This is a genomic window from Devosia sp. J20-27 (genome assembly GCF_055808595.1).
Genome location: NZ_CM147875.1, coordinates 928,856 through 945,023 on the forward strand (window position 1 = coordinate 928,856; position 16,168 = coordinate 945,023).

At 64.9% G+C, this 16,168-nt stretch carries 15 protein-coding genes; 2 read left to right on the top strand and 13 right to left on the bottom strand.

The window, feature by feature from the left end:
* Positions 1-296: 296 nt before the first annotated feature.
* The 5 genes from infB to AC0L4C_RS04520 form a co-directional block, all read right to left on the bottom strand.
* Positions 297-2,954 (bottom strand): translation initiation factor IF-2, encoded by a 2,658-nt coding sequence (gene infB, locus AC0L4C_RS04500; RefSeq protein WP_473402359.1) that lies wholly within the window; start codon positions 2,952-2,954, stop codon positions 297-299.
* Positions 2,955-2,960: 6 nt separating this feature from the next.
* The gene (locus tag AC0L4C_RS04505; RefSeq protein WP_473402360.1) at positions 2,961-3,587 is read right to left on the bottom strand and encodes an RNA-binding protein; all 627 of its coding nucleotides are present in this window, start codon (positions 3,585-3,587) and stop codon (positions 2,961-2,963) included.
* Positions 3,588-3,608: 21 nt separating this feature from the next.
* Positions 3,609-5,213 (bottom strand): transcription termination factor NusA, encoded by a 1,605-nt coding sequence (gene nusA / locus AC0L4C_RS04510; protein ID WP_473402362.1) that lies wholly within the window; start codon positions 5,211-5,213, stop codon positions 3,609-3,611.
* Positions 5,155-5,859 carry a ribosome maturation factor RimP gene (gene rimP, locus AC0L4C_RS04515; RefSeq protein ID WP_473402363.1) on the bottom strand — a complete coding sequence of 235 codons (705 nt, stop codon included), beginning with the start codon at positions 5,857-5,859 and terminating at the stop codon, positions 5,155-5,157. Before rimP ends, nusA begins: the two co-directional genes overlap by 59 nt.
* Positions 5,860-5,982: 123 nt before the next feature.
* Positions 5,983-6,954 (bottom strand): ketopantoate reductase family protein, encoded by a 972-nt coding sequence (locus tag AC0L4C_RS04520; RefSeq protein WP_473402364.1) that lies wholly within the window; start codon positions 6,952-6,954, stop codon positions 5,983-5,985.
* A gap of 170 nt (positions 6,955-7,124) precedes the next feature.
* Here AC0L4C_RS04520 and AC0L4C_RS04525 point away from each other — a divergent pair, with 170 nt between their 5' ends.
* Complete coding sequence (locus tag AC0L4C_RS04525; protein ID WP_473402366.1) at positions 7,125-7,823, top strand: alpha/beta fold hydrolase; 699 nt, start codon at positions 7,125-7,127, stop codon at positions 7,821-7,823.
* A 29-nt stretch (positions 7,824-7,852) separates the two neighbouring features.
* Here AC0L4C_RS04525 and AC0L4C_RS04530 read toward each other — a convergent pair whose 3' ends face one another.
* On the bottom strand, positions 7,853-8,527 hold the full coding sequence (locus AC0L4C_RS04530; protein WP_473402367.1) for a ferredoxin reductase domain-containing protein: 675 nt from the start codon (positions 8,525-8,527) through the stop codon (positions 7,853-7,855).
* A 289-nt stretch (positions 8,528-8,816) separates the two neighbouring features.
* Here AC0L4C_RS04530 and AC0L4C_RS04535 point away from each other — a divergent pair, with 289 nt between their 5' ends.
* Positions 8,817-9,167 (top strand): hypothetical protein, encoded by a 351-nt coding sequence (locus AC0L4C_RS04535; RefSeq protein ID WP_473402368.1) that lies wholly within the window; start codon positions 8,817-8,819, stop codon positions 9,165-9,167.
* Between the two features lie 51 nt (positions 9,168-9,218).
* On the opposite strand, the gene AC0L4C_RS04540 is transcribed toward AC0L4C_RS04535, so the two are convergent.
* The 7 genes from AC0L4C_RS04540 to AC0L4C_RS04570 form a co-directional block, all read right to left on the bottom strand.
* Positions 9,219-9,629 carry a winged helix-turn-helix transcriptional regulator gene (locus tag AC0L4C_RS04540; protein ID WP_473402370.1) on the bottom strand — a complete coding sequence of 137 codons (411 nt, stop codon included), beginning with the start codon at positions 9,627-9,629 and terminating at the stop codon, positions 9,219-9,221.
* A gap of 138 nt (positions 9,630-9,767) precedes the next feature.
* Positions 9,768-10,370, bottom strand: a complete 603-nt coding sequence (gene trmB, locus AC0L4C_RS04545) for a tRNA (guanosine(46)-N7)-methyltransferase TrmB (protein ID WP_473402371.1) — start codon at positions 10,368-10,370, stop codon at positions 9,768-9,770.
* A 111-nt stretch (positions 10,371-10,481) separates the two neighbouring features.
* Positions 10,482-11,741 (bottom strand): methionine adenosyltransferase, encoded by a 1,260-nt coding sequence (gene metK, locus AC0L4C_RS04550; protein ID WP_473402372.1) that lies wholly within the window; start codon positions 11,739-11,741, stop codon positions 10,482-10,484.
* Positions 11,742-11,874: 133 nt separating this feature from the next.
* Positions 11,875-13,476: an apolipoprotein N-acyltransferase gene (gene lnt, locus AC0L4C_RS04555; RefSeq protein WP_473402373.1), complete on the bottom strand. Its 1,602-nt coding sequence runs from the start codon at positions 13,474-13,476 to the stop codon at positions 11,875-11,877.
* A 69-nt stretch (positions 13,477-13,545) separates the two neighbouring features.
* Positions 13,546-14,598: a hemolysin family protein gene (locus AC0L4C_RS04560; protein ID WP_473402374.1), complete on the bottom strand. Its 1,053-nt coding sequence runs from the start codon at positions 14,596-14,598 to the stop codon at positions 13,546-13,548.
* A gap of 27 nt (positions 14,599-14,625) precedes the next feature.
* Positions 14,626-15,057, bottom strand: a complete 432-nt coding sequence (ybeY, locus tag AC0L4C_RS04565; protein WP_473402376.1) for an rRNA maturation RNase YbeY — start codon at positions 15,055-15,057, stop codon at positions 14,626-14,628.
* A gap of 41 nt (positions 15,058-15,098) precedes the next feature.
* Positions 15,099-16,121 carry a PhoH family protein gene (locus AC0L4C_RS04570; RefSeq protein WP_473402377.1) on the bottom strand — a complete coding sequence of 341 codons (1,023 nt, stop codon included), beginning with the start codon at positions 16,119-16,121 and terminating at the stop codon, positions 15,099-15,101.
* Between the last annotated feature and the right edge of the window lie 47 nt (positions 16,122-16,168).

Consider the following 16,168-nt stretch of genomic DNA (forward strand, 5'->3'; position numbering starts at 1 on the left):
CAACGATTTTCTTATTCAAGCTACTGTCTCACTAAAGTTACCAACGGCGGCCACATGCGGGGCAGATTGGGCCGCATTGTGAACGTGGGCTGAATTTTGGACTTTCAACTGGAGCTGTTGCCCATGTGCACCACCGGAGAGCGCCAGAAACTGCCGGATTCTGCGAGACACTGATCTCGTTACCGCGTCATCCGGACTGCGACGTCTTCTGCCCCGAGGGAAGAAGGGGAGAGGGTGAAATGAAAAGGGCGCCCGCAGAGGGGCGCCCTTGGCAGACATGGATTGGATCGGGCGCGCTAGAGCGTGCGGGTGATCTGTTCGACGCGGAAGCATTCGATGACGTCGCCGGCACGGATGTCTTCGTAGTTTTCGAAGGCCATGCCGCATTCCTGGCCGACGGCCACTTCCTTGACTTCGTCCTTGAAGCGCTTGAGCGTCTTGAGCTTGCCTTCGTGGATCACGACGTTGTCGCGCAGCAGGCGGACGCCCGCACCACGTTCGACAATGCCCTCGGTGACGCGGCAGCCCGCCACCTTGCCGACCTTGGTGATCTGGAAGACCTCCAGGATCTCGGCGTAGCCGATGAAGGTCTCGCGGCGTTCCGGCTTGAGCAGGCCCGACATGGCGTTCCGCACGTCATCGACCAGATCGTAGATGATGTTGTAGTAGCGGATTTCGATGCCGTCGCGGCGGGCCAGATCATTGGCCTGAGAGTTGGCGCGGACGTTGAAGCCGATGATGATGGCGTTGGACGCCTGGGCCAGCGTCACGTCGGACTCGGTGATGCCGCCGACGCCGCTCATCAGGATCTGGGCCGAGACTTCCTCGGTCGAGAGCTTGTTGAGTGATGCGTTGATGGCTTCGACAGACCCCTGCACGTCGCCCTTGATGATCAGCGGGAACTTGGCAATGCCAGAGGCCTTGAGCTGGTTCATCATCTGCTCGAGGCTGGTGGCGCCGCCACCTTCGACCTTTTCGCGGATGGCGCGCTGGCGATAGTCGGTGACTTCCCGGGCACGGGCTTCGGTCTCGACCACCGAGAAGCGGTCGCCGGCGCTCGGCACGCCGGTAAAGCCGAGCACTTCCACCGGGGTGGAGGGGCCGGCATCCTTGACCTGGTTGCCCTTGTCGTCGATCAGTGCGCGGACGCGGGCGAACTCGGTACCAGCGACGAGAATGTCACCGATGGCGAGGGTACCGCGCTGCACCAGCACGGTCGCCACGGCACCGCGGCCGCGATCGAGCTTGGCTTCGATAACCAGACCTTCGGCGCGACCGTCACGGGCGACCCGCAGTTCGAGCACTTCGGCCTGCAGCTGGATGGTCTCGAGGAGCTTGTCGAGGCCGGCATGGGTCTTGGCCGACACTTCGACGTCGAGCACGTCGCCGCCCATCGATTCGACGAACACTTCATGCTGCAGCAGCTCGGTGCGGACCCGCAGCGGATCGGCCTCGGGCTTGTCCATCTTGTTGATGGCGACGATGATCGGAACCCCGGCCGCCTTGGCGTGCTTGATGGATTCGATGGTCTGCGGCATGACGCCGTCATCGGCCGCAACCACCAGCACCGCGATATCGGTGGCCTGGGCGCCGCGGGCACGCATGGCGGTGAACGCCTCGTGGCCCGGGGTGTCGAGGAAGGTGATCTTGTTGCCGTTCTTTTCGACCTGATAGGCGCCGATATGCTGGGTGATGCCGCCAGCCTCGCCCGAAACCACACTGGCTTCGCGGATGGCGTCGAGCAGCGAGGTCTTGCCGTGATCGACATGGCCCATGATGGTGACAACCGGGGCGCGATCGGTGAGATCCTCGGCCTTGTCGTCGGAGGGCAGATCGAACAGACCGGCTTCCACGTCGGCGTCGGAGACGCGACGGACGGTATGGCCCAGTTCGGTGGCGATCAATTCGGCGGTATCGGCATCGAGGATGTCGTTGATCTTGACCATCTGACCCTGGGTCATGAGGATCTTGATCACTTCCACGGCGCGTTCGGCCATGCGGTTGGCCAGTTCCTGCACCGTGATGGCTTCCGGAATGGTCACTTCACGGCTGAGCTTGGGCTGCTGCTGCTGGTTGCGGCCCATCTTCTTGTCGCGCCGGCGGCGCATGGCGGCCAGCGACGGACCGCGATCGCGATCGCTTTCCGAACCGGCATTGGTGACGGTCAGGCGGCCACGGTTGAAGGCGTCAGCCCCGGTCTTGCGGGTCGGACGCTCGAGCGTGGCACGGGCGGCACCGCCGCGACGGGCGTTCTCGAGCTCGGTGGCGTTGACCATCGGACGATTGCCGGCAGGCGGAATGGTGCGCGTCTTGCGGCCATCGGCCTCGGAAGGCGGCGGCGGCGGCGCATTGGGAATGGGTGCAGAACCGCGACCACCAGGGGCCGGGCGGGCGCCGGGACGGGCAGCCGGACGCGGACGGGAGGCCGGCGCACCGGCAGCAGCCGGAGCGTCCGACGGCGCAGAGGCAGCCGGCTCGGCACTGGCGGGCCGAGCCGCCTCGGCGGCTTCGGCAGCCTTGCGTTCTTCTTCGCGCTGGGCCTCGTCACGGATGGCCTGGCGGCGGGCATCTTCCTGGGCACGGCGCTCGTCATCGGCGCGGCGCTGTTCAGCCTCATCAGCCTGACGGGCAGCGGCTTCGCGCAGGGCGCGCTGGCGAGCCTCGGCTTCCGTGCTCGACAGACCGCCACCGATGCGCGGCGCGCCCGAGGAGGAACCCGACCGCAGCGGCTGGCGCGGCGGCTGGCCCGAAGGCTGGCTGGAATGGGGACGCGGCGCACCGCCGGGAGCACCCGGTCCGCGCTGCGGCACCACACGAGTGCGCTTCTCGACAACGACGGTAGAGCGCGACGAGCGTGCCATGCCGGGGCGGCCCCCGAGATTGGGAGCGCCCTTCAGAGTCAGGGTCTTCTTGCCGCCAGCGCCATCTTCACGCTTGTCGTCGTTATCAGCCATACGTCTCTATCTCTCTTCTGACGCCAGGAAACGAGCCAGTCTGAGGCCCCTTGCCAACGCCGATTGGGCTGCCGCCCCTTTGGTGAGCGCAGCATGTATCACATTTTCAAGCCCGAGTGCCAAACCCATTTGGGCCGAATCGAGCAATTCCAAATGGGGGACGGAAACCCCCTCGAGACCAGCTTCTTCAGCGGCTTTCCCGTAGCCCTTGAGTGAACCGGCCATCTTCTTGCGACCGTCTTCGGCCGCGTCGCTGGCGGTCAGCAGGGCGATGGCATCGCCCGTTTCGATCGCCGCCTTCACCTTGGTCCCGCCGGTCAGGATCTGCCCGGCCTTGCGGGTCATCGAGAGGGCGCTCAGAAAGCGGGCCTCCAGATGCTGCTGCGTGAGCCCGGCAAGATCGTCGGGCACCGTCACATTGGTCTTGAGGCTCTTGGCGAAAGCCTTCTTCTTTACTGCTTCTGCGACCTCTTTATGACCAAGCGTCACCCAGACGCCCCGTCCCTCCGCTTTCGCGTCGATATCGGGCATCAGGACGCCGTCTGGCGAGACGACGAAGCGGACGAGGTCCGCTACGGGTTTCGTCTCACGCGTCAGTGCGCATTCGCGCGTCTGGTCTGGGCTCCGGGGCACCGGGCGGGGTAACTGCCCGCATTACGCGGGCGCCCCCTCTTCTGCCGGAGCCGCGTCCTCGTCCTGCGCCGCGAGATCCGCCTCGGTGATCCAGCCGGCCTTGAGACGGGCCTGCAGGATCATCTCCTCGGCTTCCTCGCGGGAAACCGGGAAGTCCTTGAAGGTGCCGTCGAAGCGCTTGACGTCGCCGTCCTTGCGTTCGGTCCAGCCGACGAGATCGTCGCTGGCGCAACCGGCGAAGTCGTCGACGGTCTTGATGTCTTCCCTGCCCAGCGCCACCAGCATGGCGGCAGTGAGGCCGGGGATCTCGTAGAGCTCGTCCTCGACGCCGAGCGTCTTGCGCTCCTCGTCGAAGGCCCGCTCGATGGCGGCCAGATATTCGGCCGCGCGGTTCTGGATTTCGCCGGCCGTCTCTTCGTCAAAGCCCTGAATGGAGGCGATTTCGGAGAGATCGATATAGGCCAGTTCCTCGACCGAGGAGAAGCCTTCGGAGGCCAGCAGCTGGGCCAGCGTCTCGTCCACGTCGAGGGCTTCCATGAACAGCGCGGAGCGTTCGGTGAATTCCTTGGTGCGGCGCTCGGACTCTTCGGCCTCGGTCAGGATGTCGATATCCCAGCCGATGAGCTGGCTGGCGAGGCGGACGTTCTGGCCACGGCGGCCGATGGCGAGCGAGAGCTGCTCGTCGGGCACCACCACTTCGATGCGCTCGGCCTGCTCGTCGAGCACGACCTTGGCGACATCGGCCGGCTGCAGGGCCGAGACCACGAGGTCGGCAATGGAGTCGGTCCAGGGAATGATGTCGATCTTTTCGCCCTGCAGTTCGCCAACCACGGCCTGCACGCGCGAACCACGCATACCGACGCATGCGCCGACCGGATCGATCGAGCTGTCATTGGAGGTGACGGCGATCTTGGCGCGGCTGCCCGGATCGCGGGCGATCGAGCGGATGGTGATGATGCCGTCATAGATTTCCGGCACTTCCTGCATGAACAGCTTGGCCATGAACTGCGGATGGGTGCGGCTGAGGAAGATCTGCGGGCCGCGCTGCTCGCGGCGGACGTCGTAGATATAGGCGCGGACGCGATCGCCGTAGCGATACATTTCGCGCGGGATCAGCTCGTCGCGGCGGATGATGGCTTCGCCCCGACCGAGGTCGACGATGACATTGCCGTATTCGACGCGCTTGACCGAACCGTTGACGATCTCGCCGATGCGATTGATGTACTCGTCGTACATGCGGTCGCGCTCGGCATCGCGCACCTTCTGCACGATGACCTGCTTGGCCGACTGGGCGGCGATGCGGCCGAACTCGATGGGCGGCAGCGGCTCGGTGACGAAATCGCCGAGCTTGGCGGCCTCGTTGCGGGCCTTGGCGTCCTTGAGACCGATCTGGCGGCCGTATTCTTCGACATTCTCGACCACTTCGAGCAACCGCCACAGGCGCAGCTCGCCGGACTTGGGGTTGATCTCGGCGCGGACATTGGTTTCGGCGCCGTAACGGGTCTTGGCCGCTTTCTCGATCGCGTCCTGCATGGACTCGATGACGATCATGCGGTCGATCGACTTTTCACGGGCAACGGCATCGGCGATCTGGAGCAACTCCAGTCGGTTCGCGCTGACGGCCATTTATTCGGTCTCCTCTAGAGAGTTCAGTAGAGTCAGTGTCGTCGGAATCGGCATCATCGGCCATTTCGACGGTTTCGATCTCGTCGTCCTCGTCGATGGGATGGGCTTCCTGGTCCTTGCGGGCCTTGGCCATGAGGGCGTCGGTCATGATCAGCTTGGCGTCGGCCAGGAGGGCCAGCGGCAGCCGGACATTGGGGTCGTCGCCCTTGGGCGCATCGGGCAGGCGCAGGATCAGCTCATCGCCCTCGACGGCGACGATGAAGCCGCGGAAGCGCTTGCGACCATCGAGCAGGTCGGTGAGCTCGAGCTTGATCTCGTGATCGACATAGTTGGCGAAATCGCGGGCCCGTACGAGCGGCCGGTCGATACCGGGCGAGGAGACTTCGAGGTGATACTCGCGATCGATCGGATCCTCGACATCGAGAACCGGCGACAGATCCTTGCTGAGGCGCTCGCAGTCGGCAATCGTGAAGCGGCCATTGCCGTCCTCGGCCATGATCTGCAGCGTGCAGCCGTTCTCCTGCGTGACCTTGACGCGAACGAGGCTGTAGCCAAGATCGATGGCAACGGGCTCGACGATGCGCGCAATGCGGGCCTCGGTGCCGGTTTCCTTGATGTATCGCCGCTCGGCGAGATCAAAACTCATCAGAGCCTTCGGTAATAAAAAAGAGCGGGGCCGGGAGGCTCCCACTCTGCAAAATGCCAGAGATGTTGTCCCGCTATATAGCGCCGTTGTCGGGCTGGTGCAAGGGAGGGCTGAAACCCCGGCTCAGCCCACGCCCAGCGCCGCCGCGACCTCGGACCTAGCAATGCCGCCCGGGGCCAGCCGTTCGGCGACGATCCGCTGCCCGAGACGGGCCAGGTAGTGGTTGACCGGCGTCGGCACGCCGTGCAGCCGGCCCAGCAGGGCGATTTCGCCGTTGAGATAGTCGGTCTCGATGCTGCCGACGCCGCGCTGCAGACTTTGCGTGGAGGAGCCACCGAAGCGGGTGGCACCGGCGACGAGGCGCATTTCGGAGACGCCCTTGCGGCGCGGATCGTCGAAGGCAGCGTCGGTCCAGCTGATGCCGGCCGCCCGATAGACTGCTTCGCCCTCGGCACGGGCCAGTTCGGCGAAGGGCTTGCTGTCGACGCCGCGCCCCAGCGCCGCCTCAAGGACGTTGTTGAGGTTCTGCAGCAGCTTGCCGTACTTGGAGCGCATCACCTCGTCGAGTACGAAGACGGCAAAGCCGGCGGCATTGAGATGGCCGGCAATGGCCTCGGTGACCGAGTCGGTGCCGTGCGGATAGCGGCCGAAATCGAGCAGCCCGAATTTGGGGGCGCCATAGCAATTGACCTCGCCGGGCTCGGTGTATTCGGCCGGCAGCATGACGGTCATGCCGTAGACATTGGGGAAGAGCCGCAACGCCATGCGTTCGTTGTCGGTGCCGTTCTGTGCACAGATCACCGGCTGGTCCGCGCAGCCGGCATCGCGCAGCTGCTGCAGTGCGGCGTGGGTATCCTGCGATTTCATGGTCAGCAGCACGACGTCGTCGGGCCGAAAGGTGATATCGGCGGGCGAGGCGACGCAGGGAAATGTCACCCGCTGCTCGCCATCGGGGCTGCGGAACAGCAGGCCATTGGCCTGCAGCGCGTCGAGCATCCTGCCGCGGGCAATGCCGACGACGTCGCGCCCGGCCAGAGTGAGGGCAGCGGCCATGGTGCCGCCGATGGCGCCGACGCCGTAGATGATGAACCGCATCCTGCTCTCCTTCGACTATGGGAGCGGTCAGATGGACCGCCCGGGGGCGCCGGGTCAACTCCCGGGGTGGATGGATGTTGCGGGCTGCGACCCGATCGGGCGGCAATGACCCTTGATCGCGGGCAGTGAAACTGGTTCGTTTCCGGCACCCCTCCAGTATGAGACAGCGATTGCCAAACCTTCCGATTCTCCTCATTCCCGGCCTCAACTGCACCGCCGCGGTGTTCCGCGACGTTATCCCGGCGCTGTGGCCGAGCGGCCCGGTGACGGTGGCCAGCCAGCTGGAGGGCGAGGGCATCAGCGGCATGGCTGCCGCGATCCTGCGGGACGCGCCGCCGCGCTTTGCGCTGCTGGGCTTTTCGATGGGCGGCTACCTGGCTTTCGAGATCCTGCGGCAGGCGCCCGAGCGGGTGCTGCGGCTCTGCCTGCTCGACACATCGGCACGGGCCGATGCGCCAGAGGCGACAGCGATCCGGCGCGACAAGATGGAAAAGGCGCGGGCGGGGCGATTCGAGGAAACACTGGACGAGGCGTTCGAGACGGCGGTGCATCCGGCACATCGCGGCGACACGGCGCTGCGTGAACTCTGCAAGGCGATGTCGCGCGACAACGGTCCGGACGTGTTTGTGCGGCACCAGGCGGCCATCATTGCCCGTCCCGATTCGCGTCCGCTGCTGGCGCGGATCAATGTGCCGACGAGGGTGATTGTCGGGGACGCCGATACAATCACGCCGCGCGATGCAGCCAGGGAAATGGCCGAGGGGATCGCCGGGGCCCGGCTCGTCATTATTGAACGGGCCGGACATATGGCGGTGATCGAGCAGCCCGCGGCGGTCAGCGCGGCGATTGCCGGCTGGGCGCAGGGCTGAGGGGCTCTCCCCGCCCGATACTTCCCAGGCTATTTCTCCCAGGTCATGGCCTCGGTGCTGGCGCCGAGGCTGCCGAGCGTGTCGCGCAGTTCGGCGACCATCTTGTCGGGCCCGCAAAGATAGAAGTGCTGCGAGAAATCGGTGATCGTCTCCCTGAGGAAGGCGGCATTGATGCGGTCGTGGCGGACGCCGTCGGCATCGGGCTCGCCGGTGACCGTCCAGATGGTTTCGAGTCCCTCCATGGCCTCGAATTCCTCGCGCAGGATGATGTCGGCGACGGTCTGGTGCGAGGCAATGAGCCGGTGACCGGCGAGTTTTCCCTGGCGGGCCAGATCGCGCAGGATGGCGATGAAGGGGGTGACGCCGGCGCCGCCGGCAATGAAGGTGCCGGGCCCCTTGTAGGTGATGGTGCCCCACGGCTCGCGCAGGATGAGACGCTGGCCGGGTTCATAGCCGTAGAGCCGCTCGGTCATGCCGTCGCCACCGGTGTTGAAATAGCTCTTGATGGTGAACTCGAGATCGGGCGCGTCGGGCAGCGCGGTGAAGGTGAAGGGATGCTTGCTATCGCGCCAGCCATCCTCGTCGAGCGACAGTTCCGTCGCCTGGCCGGGTTCGAAATCATAGCCCTCGGGACGCTGCAGGCGGTAGCTGCGGACGTTATGGGTGACCTTACCGATGTTTAATATCGCGACCGATTGAGACATTTGCGGGTTCTCCTGCTCGTGAAGATGATGCGCGAGACGGCCCTGCAGTTCCAGATGGGCGGCAGATTTCTGTGATCGGAATCGTCCAGAACACCATGAAACGCAGTTGGTTTCGTTTTCGAAACCGGGTTCCCACAGTCCAACCAAGTATCCACCGCGTGGCTGGATTTCGTTTCCGAAACAGTGATGATTAACTTTGGTAATTCAAGGCATTAATTCGGTTTTTCTGTGCTTGTCAAGCGCAGCAGGAGAGCACATCTCTGGGGTGTTCAACGAAAGGAACATCCAAATGAACAAGCTCTTTACTTCTGCTCTCGTCGCCTTTGCCCTGACCGCCGGTGTTGCGGCACCTGCCCTCGCCAGCGACTTCGGGAGCTTTGATGAATCGTACCAGCTGCAGCGCCTGCAGGATGCCGGCATCAATGCCGTGAACGCTGCCGAGGATACCTCGAGCACGATGCGCGTGACGGTCAAGCTCGACGACGGCAGCCAGGTCTTTGCCTTCTACAACCAGGACGACCTGCAGCAGATCGGCCAGTCGGGCGGCGCAGCGACCCGCGTGCTGTCCAAGCTGGACGTGAGCCGCACGGCTCCGGTGGTGTCGCTCAACTCGCTGACCCACGACAGCTGGGACGACTAATGCCCCATCCTAGAGTTGCCGGGCCGCAGTGCCCGGCACCTCCAGGTCCGTCTAGCGCCCGGCGCGACGGATGACGACATCGACCGACCGGGGCGCCTCGCCCTGGGACTTGTCAAAGCGCTGGCGGGATTCCAGGACACGGCCCCAGTGGCGCTGCGAGAAATCCTCCCAGGCTTCAAATATCCGCAGCACTTCGTTGCCCAGATCGGTCAGCTCGTAATCGACGCGCGGCGGAATGGTGGCAAACGAGGTGCGCAGGACAAAGCCGTCGCGCTCCAGCGCGCGCAGGGTCTCGGTGAGGGCCTTCTGGGAGATGCCGGGAATACTGCGTCTGAGCTCGGAGAAGCGCTGCTTGTCGGCCCGCAGTTGCATGACCACCGACATGGTCCATTTGCCGCGTTTGACAGTGAGAAATTCAGCGAGGGGATCGGCCGAAACGGCCTGACGCAAGGTATTCGGCAAGGCAATTCTCCGTGCATGGCGCACGGTCACCCGACGCCTTCACATCGGCCGCATATGGGGCGCCAGACGAAGAACTACCAGAGGCAAGCGCGTGCAACCGTGAGATGCACAGATGCAAGTTACCGGTTTGCCGGGGCCTTACCGGCGCATGAAATTGAGGTAATGGCTGACGAGGCGCCCTTCCCGGCGGGCCTTCTGCTCGTAACGGGTCGGCTCCCAGCCGGGAAATGGCTGCAACCAGCTGCCCGGCCCTTCGGGGGCGAAGACGAAATCGGGCGAGCGCAGCACGTGGGCCAGCGTCCAGTTGGCATAATCCTCGATATCGCTGGCGAAACGAAAGAGCGCGCCCGGTTTGAGGACGCGCGCCAGTTCACCCAGCGTCACCGGCGAGACGAAGCGGCGCTTGTGATGGCGCGTTTTCGGCCACGGATCGGGATAGAGCAGGAAGGCCTCGTCGATCGAGGCGGGCGGCAGCTTGAGCAGCAGCTTGAGGGCATCGTCGGTGAAGAGCCGGACATTGCCGAGGTCCTGCTCGTCGATGTGCTGAAGGAGCTTGGCGATGCCGCCGGAAAACACCTCGCAACCGATAAAGCCGGTCTGCGGATTCTGCCGGGCCTGGCGCGCCAGGTGCTCGCCGCCGCCATAGCCGATCTCGAGCGCGATGCGCCCGGCGTTGCCGGCAAACAGCGCTGCCGGATCGAGTTCGCCGTCATCAAGGGTGATCGACAGCTCAGGCAGCATGCCGGCGAACAGCTGATCCTGGCCCTTGTGCAGCCGCTTGCCGGAGCGGCGACCGAAAAAGGCGCGCTGCTCGCCGGCTTCGTTGAGCGGATGGGAGGGCTTGGTCAGGTCCTAGCCCTTCACTGCGGCCTTGAGGGCGCTGACCAGATCGGTCTTTTCCCAGGAGAAGCTGCCGTCGCGGCCCGGCTTGCGGCCGAAATGGCCATAGGCCGAGGTCCGGGCGTAGATGGGCTTGTTGAGCTGCAGGTGCTCGCGGATGCCGCGCGGCGACAGGTCGAGCACGGTGCCGAGCACGGATTCCAGCCTGGCCTCATCGACCTTGCCGGTGCCGTGCAGATCGACATAGATCGACAGCGGCTTGGCGACGCCGATGGCATAGCTGAGCTGGATGGTGGCGCGATCGGCGAGCCCGGCCGCCACGACGTTCTTGGCGAGGTAGCGTGCGGCATAGGCGGCCGAGCGATCGACCTTGGTGGGATCCTTGCCCGAGAAGGCGCCGCCGCCATGCGGGGCGGCACCGCCATAGGTATCGACAATGATCTTGCGGCCAGTGAGGCCGGCATCGCCATCAGGGCCGCCGACGACGAACTTGCCGGTCGGGTTGACGTGCCAGACGGTGTCCTTGCCGACCCAGCCCTCGGGCAGGGCCTTGAGCACGTAGGGCTCGATGATGCGGCGCACGTCGGCAGAGGTGAGGCTGCCGTCGAGATGCTGGGTGGAGACGACGATCTGCGTGACGGCGACGGGCTTGCCGTCCTCGTAGCGAACGGTGACCTGGCTCTTGGCATCGGGGCCGAGCTTGGCCGCCTCGCCTTCGCCGGCCTTGCGGGCGTCGGTCAGGGTCTCGAGGATCTTGTGGGCGTAGTAGATGGGCGCGGGCAGCAGTTCGGGGGTCTCGCGGCTGGCATAGCCAAACATGATGCCCTGGTCGCCGGCGCCCACATCCTTGTTGCCCTTTTCATCGACACCGACAGCAATATCGGCCGACTGGCCATGCAGCAGCACATCGATACGGGCGGTCTTCCAGTGGAAGCCTGCCTGTTCGTAGCCGATGGCCTTGATGGCCTTGCGGGCAGCGGACTTGAACTTGGCAGGATTGACCACCGGGTTACCGGCGGCATCGAGCAGGATGTTGCCGTCCTTGCCCTTCTTGAGCAGCGTCTCGGGGACGCGGACCTCGCCGGCGATGACGACGCGATTGGTCGTCGCCAGTGTCTCGCAGGCGATGCGGACATTGGCCGGATCCATGCCGGCTTTCTTGGCTTCGCGGAACACCAGATCCACGATCTCGTCGGAGATACGGTCACAAACCTTGTCCGGATGACCTTCGGAAACCGACTCGGACGTGAACAGGTAGGAAGAGCGTGCCAAAGCGAAACCCCGCAATTATGCCCCTGGAAGCGCAAAAATGCGCAAGTTGGGGGCGTTTCTGCCATCGCGAGGTGCTGCGGTCAAGGTGAATATAAAGAAAGCTTTATATCCGCATATCCGCAGTTGGCCAAATCTAGGTGCGCGCACGCCGCTCGCGCCGATAGGCCCCGACGCCGAGCAGGACCGACAGCAACGTGGCGCCCCAGAACGGCCAGTCGCCCAGAGTGGTGAAGAGCGTCGGACCGGCGAGCCGGTGGTGCGGCGCGATATCGACGGCGGCGACCTGCTGCTCGGCGAGGCGGGCGGTGATGCGACCAAGCGGATCGGTAACGATGGTGGTGCCGGAATTGGAGGCGCGCAGCATGGGCAGACCGGTTTCGACGCTGCGCAGACGGGCCATGTGGGCGTGCTGGGCGGGGCCGACGGAGCCATCGAACCAGGCGTCGTTGGTGATGTTGAGGATGAACTCGGCACTGGTGACGTCGCCGATGTCGTTGGGGAACACAGCCTCGTAGCAGACCAGAGCCAGGAAGGCGGGGGTATCGGGGACCTGCATGAGGCGGCGACCATCGCCGGCGGCCCAGCCATTGGTGCCGGGGACGAACTGGCGGATGCCGAACAGCCTCCAGAAATCGGAGAACGGCAGATACTCGCCGAACGGCACCAGATGGGACTTGTCGTAACTGCCGACAATCTCGCCATCGGTGTTGATGGCGAGGATGGCGTTGTAGCCGGGATTTTCGGTGTCCCGGGCCAGCTCGTCGGCGACCGGGGCACGCGGCGCGCCGGTCAGCAGAGTGGTGCCGGGGGGCAGCATGCGGGCAATGCGGGCCAAGGCCTCAGGATAATCCTGGAGGAAAAACGGGAACACCGATTCGGGCCAGACCAGGTGGGTAATGCCCGTGAGACCGGTGCCGCTCTCGGAGAGCGAGATCAGCCGGTCCATGACATTGGCCGGATCGGCGACGTCCCAATCGGCGTGATCGAGAATCATCGGCTGGGCCAGCCGCACCTTCATGTCGGTGCGCTGGGTGACCTCGGTATTGTCGAGCCGCCAGCTGCCGTAGCCGATCTGGGCGGCGATGACGCCGATGGCGAGAAAGAAGGGCACCAGGCGGCGGACGATGCCGCGCTCGTCGGCAGGCCAGATCAGCGCGATGGTCATCGCAGTGAGGGCGGCGAGGAAGGTGAGGCCGTAGACGCCGATGACCGAGGCCAGCTGCATCATCTCGTCATTGGCGGTGAGCGCATAGCCCAGCAGATCGAACGGGAAGCCGGAAAACAGGTGGCCGCGCGCATATTCGGCCAGCGCGAGCGCGCCGGCCAGCAGCACGACACGCAGGGCGCCGCCGGACCAGGCCAGATGGGCCAGCGCCGTGGCAAGGGCCCAGAACAGCGCCAGAACGGCGGCGAGACCGAGAATGGCAAATGGCATCAGCAGCAGAAAGATGCCGCCCTCCTGCAGGAAGGCGGCGCCCAGCCAATGCAGGGCGGCCGCAAAATAGCCGAGACCGAAGGCAAAGCCGATGCGGAAGGCCGGACCGAACAGCCGCCGCCAGCCGCGCAGGCGCTCGGCGCCATCAAGGCACCAGACGAGGATGGGCATGGCGAGAAACAGCGCCGGCAGAAAGAACAGCGGCGCTGCGCTGGTGGCGGCGATGATGCCGGCGATGAAAAGCAACAGGGCGCGCCGCCAGCCGTAGCTCAGCATGGCGCTTTCAGCGATCCAGGTCATCGGGAAAGGCGCGAATCAAGCATGCCGGGCAGCCTCGCGGCGGGCGCGATGGCGGTCAAGTGCGGCGCGTTACTGCGCCGCCTCCTGCTGGCTGCCATCGCCGGCCTTGGCGGGCGGCGCCGGCGGCTTGCGCGGGGCGCGCTGCTTGATGCGCTTGATCTTGATGCGCTTGATCTGGCGGCTGTCGGACTGCAGCACTTCGAACTCGAAGCCCTTGATGCCACCGATGACCTCGCCCTTCTGCGGCACGCGGCCGGCCAGATCGAACACCAGGCCGCCCAGCGTATCGACATCGTCGACATGGCTGCCCAGATCGAAATCGTCGCCGATCACGGCGCGCACCTCGGAGAGTTCGGCACGGGCACTGGCAATAAAATTGGCCGAGTTGACGCGGCGGACCAGCGCGACGTTCTCGTCGTGCTCGTCCTCGATCTCGCCGACAACGGCCTCGAGCAGATCCTCGATGGTGACGACGCCGTCGGTGCCGCCGAATTCGTCGATGACGATAGCCATATGGACGCGCTGCAGCTGCATCTGCTGGAGCAGATCGCCCACCGGCATCAGCGGCGGCACAAAGAGCACGGTGCGGGCAATCTCGAGCTTGCCCAGCTTCTGGCGCAGGGGCGGCGAAACGAGTTTGACCGGCACGTCCTTTTCCGGATCGGTGACCGGCTCGGTGACCCGGCGCATGGCATCCTTGATGTGGATGAAGCCGGTGATGTTGTCGAGATTGTCGACATAGACCGGCATGCGCGAGTGGCCGACCTGGCGGAACCGGGCAATCAGCACGCCGAGCGTATCGTCGGCATCGACGGCCTCGATATCGGCGCGCGGCACCATGACGTCCTCGACGCGCTTTTCGCCCAGTTCGAGCACGTTCTTGAGAATGGTGCGCTCGGACGGGGTGAAGTCGGCGGACTCGCCGTTCTTTTCGGATTCGAGCGCAACCTCGAGATCGTCACGAAGTGACTGGGTGCGCAGGGCCAGCAGGCCTTTCAGCCGGGTCCAGAGAGATGGCCCCCGCGGTTGGGCGGAGGCGGTGCTAGAAGGCGGCTCGGCTGCGGGTTTGGTGTCTTGCGCCTGTCGTTCCGGGCGCGGTGCGGTCTCTTGATCGCTCATCATGTCGGCCGCGATTGGCGCGGCGGTCCTTCAGTTATAGGGGTCGGCAATACCCAATGTCGAAAGGATCTGGGTTTCCAGTCCTTCCATGACAAGGGCCTGCTCTTCTTCAAGGTGATCATATCCCAGAATGTGCAGAAAGCCATGCACGACCAAATGGGTAAAGTGATCGGTAAAACTGACGCCCAGATCGGCGGCTTCGCGCTCCAGCGTTTCGCGGGCGAGCGTGATGTCGCCGAGCAGACCGACGACCGGCGTAAACGGCTCGATCTGCGGGAAACTGAGGACGTTGGTCGGCTTGTCGATCTGGCGCCATTGCTGGTTCAGCACGCGTTGCTCTGCATCATCCATAAGGACGACGGAGAGTTCGGCGACGCCGGCGACTTTTGCCCTGGACTGGCGCAAAGCCTCAAGGATCCCCGTGGTGGCGATCGCTTCAAGTCCATCGGGCCAGCCTTCCAATTCGACCGAGAAGGCGATTTCGAGCGGGATGCGGGGCGGACTCAGCGGGCCTTGTCCTCTTTGGACGTCGCGCCCTCGTAGGCACGGACGATACGGCCGACCAGAGCGTGACGGACGACGTCCTTGTCGGAGAAACGGGTGATGTGCACGCCCTCGATACCATCGAGCAGATGCAGCGCCTCGACGAGACCGGACTTCTGGCCGGGCGGCAGATCGACCTGGGTCGGATCGCCGGTGACGATCATCTTGGAGCCCTCGCCCAGACGGGTGAGGAACATCTTCATCTGCATCGAGGTGGTGTTCTGCGCCTCGTCGAGGATGACGACGGCATTGGAGAGAGTGCGGCCGCGCATGAAGGCGAGCGGCGCCACCTCGATCATGCCCGAGGTGATGCAGCGCTCGACGTGCTCGGGGCGCATCATGTCGTAGAGGGCGTCATAGAGCGGACGCAGATAGGGATCGACCTTGTCCTTCATGTCGCCGGGCAGGAAGCCGAGGCGTTCGCCGGCCTCGACGGCCGGACGGCTGAGGATGATGCGGTTGATGTCGCCGCGCTCGAGCAGGCTCGCGGCATGGGCGACGGCGAGATAGGTCTTGCCGGTACCGGCGGGGCCGCAGCCGAAGACCAGCTCCGCCCGGTCCATGGCGCGCATATAGGCGTCCTGGGCCGGGGTACGGGCGACGATGGTGGCCTTGCGGGTGGCGATCTGCGCCATGCGGACCTTGCCCTTGCGCTCCATGGTGGGGAGCGTGAGCTGGCTGTCCTCGGTCTGCACCATGCGGATCATGGTATCGACATTGGCGATCTCGATGGCCTGGCCCTCTTCGAGCAGACCATAGAGCGACTCGAGGACGCGACGCGCCTGGTCGACACCGGAGGCGGGGCCCTTGAGCATGACGTGGTTGCCGCGCGGCGTGGCCTGCACGGCCAGGCGCTGTTCGATCAGCGCCAGGTTCTGGTCGAAATCACCGTAGAGCTGGGACGCCAGCCGGTTGTCTTCGAAGGCGAGTTCAAGTTGGGAGGAAAGGGCGTTCTCGGCGGTCGGAGACAAATGCCTGCTCAAATCCGGTGGGCTCCTTAGAGGGCCCGATCAACCTCAACCCATGTGGG